Annotated in this window: 7 protein-coding genes; 4 read left to right on the top strand and 3 right to left on the bottom strand. The window is 41.4% G+C overall.

Translation table 11 applies throughout. From position 1 onward, the window contains the following. Positions 1-175: 175 nt before the first annotated feature. A complete protein-coding gene (locus ACYTXL_RS06685; protein ID WP_292803257.1) occupies positions 176-472 on the bottom strand; it encodes a hypothetical protein in 297 nt (98 codons plus the stop codon). Between the two features lie 184 nt (positions 473-656). After that, positions 657-2,750 carry a TonB-dependent receptor plug domain-containing protein gene (locus ACYTXL_RS06680; protein WP_461924020.1) on the bottom strand — a complete coding sequence of 698 codons (2,094 nt, stop codon included), beginning with the start codon at positions 2,748-2,750 and terminating at the stop codon, positions 657-659. A 518-nt stretch (positions 2,751-3,268) separates the two neighbouring features. On the opposite strand from ACYTXL_RS06680, the gene ACYTXL_RS06675 reads away from it, so the two are divergent. Then, a complete protein-coding gene (locus ACYTXL_RS06675; protein WP_461924019.1) occupies positions 3,269-3,658 on the top strand; it encodes a hypothetical protein in 390 nt (129 codons plus the stop codon). Positions 3,659-3,858: 200 nt separating this feature from the next. Continuing rightward, positions 3,859-4,044 (top strand): hypothetical protein, encoded by a 186-nt coding sequence (locus tag ACYTXL_RS06670; RefSeq protein WP_461924018.1) that lies wholly within the window; start codon positions 3,859-3,861, stop codon positions 4,042-4,044. Here ACYTXL_RS06670 and ACYTXL_RS06665 read toward each other — a convergent pair. Then, positions 4,041-6,308, bottom strand: a complete 2,268-nt coding sequence (locus ACYTXL_RS06665; protein ID WP_461924017.1) for a cytochrome-c peroxidase — start codon at positions 6,306-6,308, stop codon at positions 4,041-4,043. The two genes, ACYTXL_RS06670 and ACYTXL_RS06665, sit on opposite strands and share 4 nt — an antisense overlap. 268 nt (positions 6,309-6,576) lie before the next feature. Between ACYTXL_RS06665 and ACYTXL_RS06660 the strand changes: the two genes are divergently transcribed. Together ACYTXL_RS06660 and ACYTXL_RS06655 are read left to right on the top strand one after the other, a co-directional pair. Next, positions 6,577-7,500, top strand: a complete 924-nt coding sequence (locus ACYTXL_RS06660) for a DMT family transporter (RefSeq protein ID WP_461924016.1) — start codon at positions 6,577-6,579, stop codon at positions 7,498-7,500. 512 nt (positions 7,501-8,012) lie between these two features. Next, a complete protein-coding gene (locus ACYTXL_RS06655) occupies positions 8,013-9,800 on the top strand; it encodes an alpha/beta hydrolase (RefSeq protein ID WP_461924015.1) in 1,788 nt (595 codons plus the stop codon). Positions 9,801-9,958 lie beyond the last annotated feature (158 nt).

Genomic DNA, 9,958 nt, shown 5'->3' with positions numbered 1-9,958 from the left:
TTCTCTGTATAGATTCTGATATGGATTTTTTCTAAAACTCTTAACCATACCACAAAATAATTATGCAAGAGGTCTATAACAGCTTATTATCCTTAACCCAAGCGTATTGCCTTGATCTACCTCCGTGGATTAATCCAAAATCAAGGGTTTTTCTAACCCCGACAGCTATGCATCCTTACTCCCAAGTGGAGGCATCTCGTAGCAAATTAGGAATTTCCCCTTGAGATAAGGGAAACTCTAGCAAGGTTTCTCTATAACCCAAATACCCAGATTCAGCAAAGGACAAAAGCATTCTCGAAAGTGCTAGCCAAACCTCCGGTTCGTATTCCCAATCACGATAACGCGAAGCTTTACCGGCAATTGAACGTAGCGCCCAGAAATATGAATTTCTCACTACAGAGCCACCTTTCTTAAACTCTGGCAAATCTTCGTGGTGGATAAAAAGTATTTTATTTTCTATTTTGGCTCTCATAGCAATTTGAGATTTTAGATTAAAGGTAAATCTTAAGTAGGGCGGATTACGGCTTTAGCCTAACGCACCATGTTGTATGGTGGTGCGTCGTCTTTACCAAAAAACTGTTTCCAGAATCTAAAACAATACTATTTATTCCAATAATGTAGAGACTTTGCAATCACAAAATCTCTACATTTAATACCTAAAAATTGGCGCTTAAACCCAGACGAAAAGTGAATCCAGGGCTATATATGCGATTAACTCGTTCATATTGCTCACCGAGTAAATTTTCTAAATAAACTGTTAGTCCTAAATTGCTAGTTAGAGGTATACAACCGCTCAAATCGAAATTCACAAAAGATGGCGCAAAGTCTGTAGGCTTATCACCAGGGTTAGCAAAGATCGATCTACGAGCGCCACTATTGTAAGTAACATATAAGTTAGCTTGCCAACCTGCATTTTGATAACCCACACCAGTTTGAAGTACAGAATAGGGAATCAAACCTAACTGTAAACCTTTTTCTGAGCCTGTTTTTATTTGTGAATCTGTATAAGTATAGTTGAGGAAAGTTGACCAGCCAGCCGCAATTTTTAATTGCAAAGCTGCCTCTAAACCATTGGTATCTACTAGCCCAATGTTTGCCCATTTTCCGGCGATAACTCCCAAGCGATCGCCTATACTACTACCAAAGTAAGTAAACTGTCCAATCAGATTTTCCGAAAAATTGACATCTACCCCCGCACTCCAAGTAGAGCCAGTTTCCGGTCTTAAATCAGGATTAGGGTCCCAACCATGAACTGTATCATAAATATACAACTGATCTAACCCAGGATTGCGTTGTCCCCCTGCCCAACTTCCCCGCACTGCTACTATCGGTGTGACGGCATAACGTAACCCAACACTAGGGTTAAGATAATTTCCAAACTGGCTATCAAAGGTTTGCCTTAGCCCTAAATCTATCAGAAAATTCTCGCCAATATTCCAAGTATTGACAGCAAATAAAGCTGTATTAAGCAAACTCCTATCTTCAGTTCCGTTTTTGGCAATACTAGTAGGATTTGTACTCAAAACATCACCGGTCAAGTCGGTGTTTTTCAAATCTAATCCCCAGCGCAATTTATTATTAGAAGAAACTTTCCACTCATGCTCGACTCTGGCTGTAAGTTGTTGTGTATCTAAAGCTCCTGTACGGTAAAATGCTCCTGTAGGTCCGTATGTGCTGAAATAATCTTGGTTATAACCAATTGAGGTTGTCAAATTGGAGCTTTCCCCATTACCTAGCCGAGTTTTCCAAGATAAGCCAACGTTTAAACCATCGTGGTCTAATCTATCTCTTTGGAGAGGGAATCCAAAATAAATTAAGCCGCGACGACTGCTGAGTTTAGTAACATCTAAATTCAAAGAATTTTTCTTATCTAAATCTAGTCCGATGCTACCAAAGTAGGTACTTGTAGCTGTGTCTGCATTTGATAAAAACCCCTGATTATCACGATTTGCTGCACCTACGGGGACGCGGTAACGGTTATCTGTAAAGAACCTCTCAAAGCTAAAGTTGTACTTGACATTATCAGATGAACCACCATAGCTCACCTGTTGATTATTTAAACTCAATGAGCCAAATTCTGCACTAGCGCTCAATTTAGGTTTGCCATAACCTTGTTTCGTGATGATATTCACAACTCCCCCAAAGGCTGATGAACCATACAATGCGGAGGCTGTGCCGCTATATAATTCCACTCGTTCAATAGCCTCTACGGGGATACTATTTAAGTCAGTTCCACCATGATAAGTGTTGACATTATTGTTAATTGGTCTGCCATTAATCAAAAATACAGATTGATTAATTGAGGCTCCCCGATAGTATGTACCTGTGTGAGTATCTGCACCATGACCTACATCATTGATCGCAAAACCAGGCATTCTTTTCAAAATATCGGCTAAACTTGTAGCGCCCTGCTTTTGAATTTCTTCTTGATCAATTACGTAAGTTGGAGTAGATTGAGGTAGGTTGTCTGGTTCTGCGATCGCTTCTATGGAAATGTCTGGATCATCGCTCGGAGTTTGCTCTGTTTCTGGCTGATTCTCTGGGTTAATTTGACTCGGTGTAGATTGTTGAGTTAATAATTCGGCATTAGTGGTGGGTAGCTCGATTTCACTCAAACTCGGAATAGCTGAAATGAATTGGGTTGATTTATCAGTATTTATCTGCTTAATTTCACTCTCAGCAGCAAAGCTAGGAAACGATATCAATAAACTCGGTAAAGCAACTTTTAGCAACAAAAAATTCTTTTTCACGTTCTCTTTCACAGCTAGTAAAAATAGTCACCACGTAGGATTGTTGCTCTAATAGTAAAATCATGTCAAAAGACATACTGTCATATTTCCCCAGTTCAGATGAGACTGTTGGTCAATTTACAATGGCTTAAACCTATGACAGATGTGGTTCAAATACATGAAAACTACTGTAATTAATATTACATTAGCAAAATAATGCTTGCACTCATCGGGCACTCAAATGAGGTTCACTCCGTCACAATTAGCCATCATGGACAAACTTTAGTTGAAGCCAGGTAGTTGTGAGAAAACAATTAAGATACAGCAGTTATAGGACTTACGCATTGACAAAGAATACCAAATATGTATCAAGTGAAAACCCACATCTTTCGTAGGGGTTTAGCATGCTTTATCCCTACAGCATCGTCTATTTACGATCAAAGGATAATTAAGAAAAGCCTGAAACAACCTATTTTTTTAAAGCACATTACGATGAATTTGTACAGTGCGTAAGTCCTAAGTTAGTATAGGAGAACAACGTGAAAATAGCGATTATTGCTAAAACATTCATTACATCCATCGGTTTGTTAGTCTTATTTCCCCCAAGTCAAGTATCGGCTCAACTTATACCGCAACCTTGGGTTTCAGTCGGTGGAAAAGATGGTGATATAACTTATGCAGTAGGGGCTAGGGCTTTTAATTTTGGGGTTGAGCTAGGAGCTGGCCCTGATGGTGCTACGGGAGTAGATGTTTTGAAATTTATTAGCTTACCTGTCATTTCACCCTATGTAGGAGTTGGACTTTATTCAGAAGATAAAGGTGTTGCAATTTCAGGTGGCGTTCAGGTACGTGCTACTGATAAGGTTTTTGTTGGTGCTGGTTACAATTCTATTCGTGGCTTTAACGGGCAACTGGGAATAAGATTTTAACAGTTATTAGTTAAGTGAATGGCGAAGCGAAATAAAGCAATTGCAAAGGCTGGAATAGTATGATGGTGGTTTTGCACTACCAATGGTATAAGAGATGATGCGTGAATGGTACAGAAACAGCTATCTTAGCAGCTACGCAAATTTTTGCAGGTAGCTCTCCTTGGATGGCTGATTTCTTTTAAGGGGAGTAGGGAGTAGAGATGCGATTAATCGCGTCTGTACAGGAGTGGGGAGTAGAGACGCGATTAATCGCGTCTCTACAGGAATGGGGAGTAGAGACGCGATTAATCGCGTCTGTACAGGAGTTAGGAGTTAAAAGTTTTCCTTATCTCCCTTATCTCCCTTATCTCCCCACACCTGAGTTACTAACTCAAATTACTAGTTAGTTCAGGAAATTTCGAGTGCCAGCACCACCATTCCTACCAACGGCAGGAATTTCCAGTAGGCTATCTGTAGCGTTGCCAGTACCATCATTGGTAACAGAGGTAGAGTTACCCGGATGTCCATTAGTGACGAACAGTTGCGGATGATCAAAGGGCGCTTTGTCATGGAGAACTCGCTCATCGGTGAGTCCTTTTAAAAAGGCGACCAATTGCTGTTTTTCCACTGGTGACAGATTCAGGGGGGGAAGAACTCCAAAGTCACCACCACGACTGTAAAAATCAACCACTTGCTCTAGAGTCGCCTGACCTCCGTTGTGAAAGTAGGGAGCAGTGAGTTCCACATTGCGAAGCCCAGGTGCTTTGAAAGCTCCGTCTGCAACTACGCTCTCATTTAAATTCAACGGTGGAGTCAGGATAGGGGGGTTTTCGCCCAGGAGATTTTTAAATGTCCCTAGTTGAGCCAACCGTGCCTCCGAGAGTGGATTACCTGGGCCATTAGCAGATAAACCGTCACTACCACCCAAACCGGGATCGTCCGTGGCAGGTCTGACGCCAATCTTGAAGAAGCCAGTGTCTTCAGGGGATTTTGCACCGAACGGCACACGTCCGATTCGTCCGGTTTGAGCTACGTTGCTCACCGAAGCACCTGTTAATTCCAACCCACTATGGCAACCGATGCAGCCCTTGCCCTCGAATAGTTTCTTCCCTTGTTGCTGCTGCACGGTGAGGGCGTTGGTGTTTCCTTCCAAGAAGCGATCGTAGGGTGTATCGTCAGCAATGAGTGTAGCTTCGTACAACTGAATCGCCAACCCGAAGAAGAGCGAGAAGTTATACTCCAACAGCGTGTACTCACTGGTTTGGGAAGAGTTATCAGGTGTGTTGACAAAAGTCCGTCTACCTTGAGCATCAACTTGGATGAGTTGATTAGAGTTCCACCACACCGGCTTGAAGGCATTTTGAACCAGCTGTTCGTAGGTTTTATCCTTCAGTCCGGGTTGAGGCCATTTACTGTTTGCACCTAAAACACTGTCTTGTGGATGCACAAGCTGTTTGCCTAGCGGTCTGAGGCTAGATAACTTTTGCGCCAGTATTCGGGGGAGCTTTGTACCGCTAAGTGACGCAATATTTTGCAGCAGTCCGCTGAGAGATTTTGTGTTGCCAATTTGCGCGACATTATCACCAATTTGTTCAACGGAACTGAGTAGTGGTCCGAGCGAAATATCTGGTATCAGATTGCTGACAGATCCTCCGTTGTTAACTTGCCCGAACTTATCACCAATTTCTTGAAAAGTACGACCATCAGAGGACAACTCGGTGGAACTGAGTGGCGGCCCGACCGCCTGAGAAGCCAAAGACGAATTATTCAGACTGATTTTGACAAATTCGAGCTGGTTGGGGTTTTGTGCTTTGACAACAAAGGCGTTAGGATCTCTTAAACCGAAGGGATTCACCCCATTAAAGATGTTTTGCGCCCTTCCGTTCCAGAAGTTGCGGAAGTTAAATGCTGCATTAATTACGGTTGGCGTATTGCGCGGCTGGACGCGGCGCACATTCGTACCTTTGACATTAAACACCGGATCAGGTTCGTTTATTACTTGGTCTTGCGCACTACCAGGTGTGACATTAACAAACTTCGTATTGAAGGCTCCTTGAGATGAGCTAATATCGTTACGGTCAGATACAAGAGTCGTAGGATCATTGGGGTTCGACAGCTTGTGAAAGGGAAAATCTCCCGGTTTTAGCTGGTAGTTTGGTGCGCCACCTACATCAAAAGCTGTATCTGGATTCGCTGTACCATCGGCGTTGACCCGCAAAAGCCCAGGATTAATCTGATTTTTGGATCTATTGTCGGCTCCAGCATGGAAGTGACAACTAGCACAGGAAGTCTGTCCGTCGCTCCCAACCTGCATATCCCAAAAAAGAGTTTTTCCTAACTTGATTGCAGCTACTTTATCTTTTACGAAGTCTCCAAGATTGTTAGGCTCTGGAACTGATACGCTCTTGAGCGAAACTGGAGGCGACGCCGTAACCTGCGCCGATACAGTATTTCCAGCTATTACTGCAACCATAATAATGGCAGCAATTGTTATAGTCTTTAAAAATCTTGATCTCAGGTAGTTAAGCTGGCCAGTTCTGAATCTCCACCCTTGGTGCTTTATTTTTGTCATTAAAGATTTGAGCAAAAATCGACCTTTTGAGGTCAGTAGCAAGTAAGTTGATAAGCCAGTAATAAAGGCTACTAAGCTTATTATGGGTATGATCCCCATAGTTTTTTGTGATAAAATAACATTGGAAAAGATTATACATTTATGAACAAGTTTTAAATTTATTATTCATGTAAAGTAATTACGTAATTTACGAATTTTATGTAAACAAAAAGCACCATAAACTACAAACAAATTCAGGAGGGTAGGTAAGCTATTTTACATTTAGCTGGCATTAACTAGGGTGTTAAGATGCTGAATACACAAGAGTTTTATAAAATTTAGATATATCTTGGCTTATTATCAGCCCTACTTTGAGTAGGATATTTGAATGTCACTACATCAAAGTTCTGGTCAGTGGCGCTTAGGGCTAGCCTTATCGCTATTGACGGTCTTATTATGGGGAATTTTACCTATTGCTTTGACGGTAACTCTTGAAGCAGTTGATGTCTATACCGTCATTTGGTTTCGCTTTTTGGTATCTTTTTTACTACTTGCTATGTATTTAGGAATACGTGGTAAATTACCAAAGTTAGAACAATTGCGTTCTGCTTCTTGGAAGTTGTTAGCGATCGCTACACTCTTATTAGGCATTAATTACTTTCTGTTCATGCAAGGTTTAGCACTAACATCGCCTGCTAACGCTGAAGTTCTGATTCAATTATCTACCCTTTTATTAGGTCTGGGAGGGTTAGTGATTTTTAAAGAACGTTATCGGCTGTATCAATGGATTGGTGTAAGTGTAATGACTTGCGGTTATCTTTTATTTTTTCGTGAACAATTAACAAATTTAATTACAGCGCATAGCACATATATACTAGGTACTGTCCTGATTGTGCTAGCAGCAGCAGCATGGGCTATTTATGCTTTGGCACAAAAGCAGTTATTACAATCTTTATCTTCCCCTAGCATCATGTTGGTTATTTATGGGGGCTGTGCTTTATTATTCACTCCTCTAGCTAGAGTAAAATCACTTTTTCTACTTGATTCTTTACATTTAGGAATGTTGATTTTTTGCGCTTTGAATACTTTAATCGCTTACGGTGCTTTTGCGGAATCATTAGAACATTGGGAAGCATCACGAGTGAGTGCAGTATTAGCTTTGGCTCCCATTGTAACATTAATATTACTTGGAGTTTTATCTATTATTGCACCTTCTTTGACATCCCTAGAACACTTAACTTTCACAGCAATATTAGGAGCGGGTTTAGTAGTCACAGGTTCAGTAGCGATCGCCTTGAGGAAAGCTAATTAATCGAAATGATTTTCAGGATTTTTACGGGGTTTTTCATCTAGTGGATTCGTGCCATATTCAAAGCTACAACATAAATACTGAGGCAGAGTATTTTTTATTTGTTATGATTTGATAGTGAAGGCAACCTACTGGAGTCAGCCTCTTGCAAGATGGATACTTTACCCATCTGTGTAACTCCGTAGTATTTAATTGTTGAGCATATAGCGAAGAAAAATCCTTGAAAAATAAATCAGAATTCAGGAGTCAGAATCTATTACTGGGTGATTGGGAAAAACTACTTTTTTGACTACCAAATCTAGGATTTGGTAGGGATTTTAAAGCCATTTCTAACTCTGAGCTAAAGCCAGCTACATCCCCAAGTCATATATAATTTATCGTGAATTATAACTCCTAACTCCTAAATTCTGTTTTGATAAAATTGAGGCTAATAACTTTAAGTAAACCAAACAGGGTGTCCGAATAACTACCAAAGCCAACACCTGATAAAACCAGACCACCGAAATAGTTGAGCGATGAATAGTTTGTTTGGTAATTGGGCCAGCAGCCTCAGAAAAAAGTCCTTATTGCTGGTTCTTTCAATGGTGCTGCCAACATTTGGAATTAGTAATTCTGTCTTGGCAGCAGAGCGGATTTATGCATCTTATTCAGCTTTAGAGCTTTCGATTTCAGTCAGCACTTTAGAAAACTACGCTAAAACAGGTGTAATTAACGAAGACTTGGCAGCGTATCAGCAATATTTACCTCTACAACAGCTTCAAGAATTGCGGCGGATTTTACTCAATCGTGTGAAAGTTAGTCCGGTAGTAGTTTCGCAACTTCTCTACACACCGCAAGGAGAATTTTTATTGCATCGTTTGGCGCAAGTGATTACAGTCAAATCTTCTCAGCCAAAACCAGAATTTGGGGCTTTGCGTTCGGCGCTAATTTTAGCCTCTGCGGAATCGTCCGGCTTGACACTTTTGAATGTGTTACGTAAATATCCCGCCAGCAGCATTCGCCTTGATGTAGCAGAGACTTTGGAAATAGCTACACAATTGGAGAAACTTGTTAACCAAACCCATCGGGCGATCGCAGCAGTTTCCCAAAAGTCTAAGATAGAAGCTGCTACTATTTCACAACCAAATTTATCACAATTGCCCGATTTACAGGTTCCGGGAAAGTTGAAGTCGCAAAAATACACCCTGAATTTTTTCGACTCAAGGCGCAATCGGCTTTTATTAACTGATGTTTATATTCCCAAAGTCCAGAATGCTGCACCCGTAATTGTGATTTCTCACGGCTTGGGTTTAGACAGCAGCAACTTTCAATATTTAGCCACTCATCTAGCTTCCTACGGATTTGCCGTCGTCGTTCCCAATCATCCTGGTAGTGATGCTAAACAATTGCGTTCTCTGCTAAATGGACACGCCATTGAAATAGCAGAACCAAGTGAATTTAAAGACCGGCCTTTGGATGTAACATATATATTGAATCAATTGCAAAAAGCTAATCAATCTGATTCACGCTTTAAAAAGCGGTTAAATCTGCAACAAGTCGGAGTATTTGGTCAATCTTTAGGAGGATACACAGCCTTGGCCTTGGCAGGTGCTAAAATCAACTTTGAGCAGCTAAAACAAGATTGTCAACCAGCAGCACTACAAAATACCTGGAATATGTCTTTACTGCTCCAGTGTCGCGCTTTGGAATTGAGCATCAGCAAGTCTGAGAAGGATTATAACCTGCGGGATGAGAGAGTGAAAGCCGCGATCGCAGTTAATCCAATTACTAGTTCTATTTTCGGCAAAGCGGGCTTAAGTCAAATTAAAACTCCGGTGATGATCATTGGCAGTAGTGATGATACAGTAGCACCAGCTTTATTCGAGCAAATTCTACCTTTTTCCTGGTTTGCGAACTCACAAAAGTATCTCGTCATGCTTCTAGGTGCTACCCACTTCTCCACTATTGGCAATGGCAACCCTGGAAATCAGCAAGTAGCATTACCTGCGGATATGATTGGCGATGCTTCCCAAGCGCGTCGTTACATGAACGTTTTGAGTTTACCTTTCTTCCAAACTTACGTCGCCGGAAGACCAAAATACGTCTCTTACCTCAACGCCGCCTACACCCAAAGCATTTCTAGTAAATCTCTGGGATTGAGTCTGGTTCAGTCGCTGAGTAAAACCGAATTAGCACAAGCACTTGCTAGCGATCGGCACAAAGCTCAATACTATCAAAAAAATGCCCCTAACTCCATACTCAACTTTGGATTTTGGATGTTGGATGTCGGCGTTGCAATGCTGCATGTAACGATTTTTATTTAAGTCTAAAAGTTTACCTCCGTTCCTCTACGATGCGGAAAGGGACAGGTTTTGCGTAGCAAAACCAAGGAGAGGTCTTTTTAGGGACTTCCAAGAAATAAATTACTACTACTTGTGGGGTGGGCGACACGAGAGCCCAGTAACCAAAGGCTCTCGTGTCG

Source organism: Nostoc sp. (genome assembly GCF_054880495.1).
The sequence above is the reverse complement of the archived record's forward strand: the minus strand, read 5'-3'. Positions and strand labels throughout refer to the sequence as shown.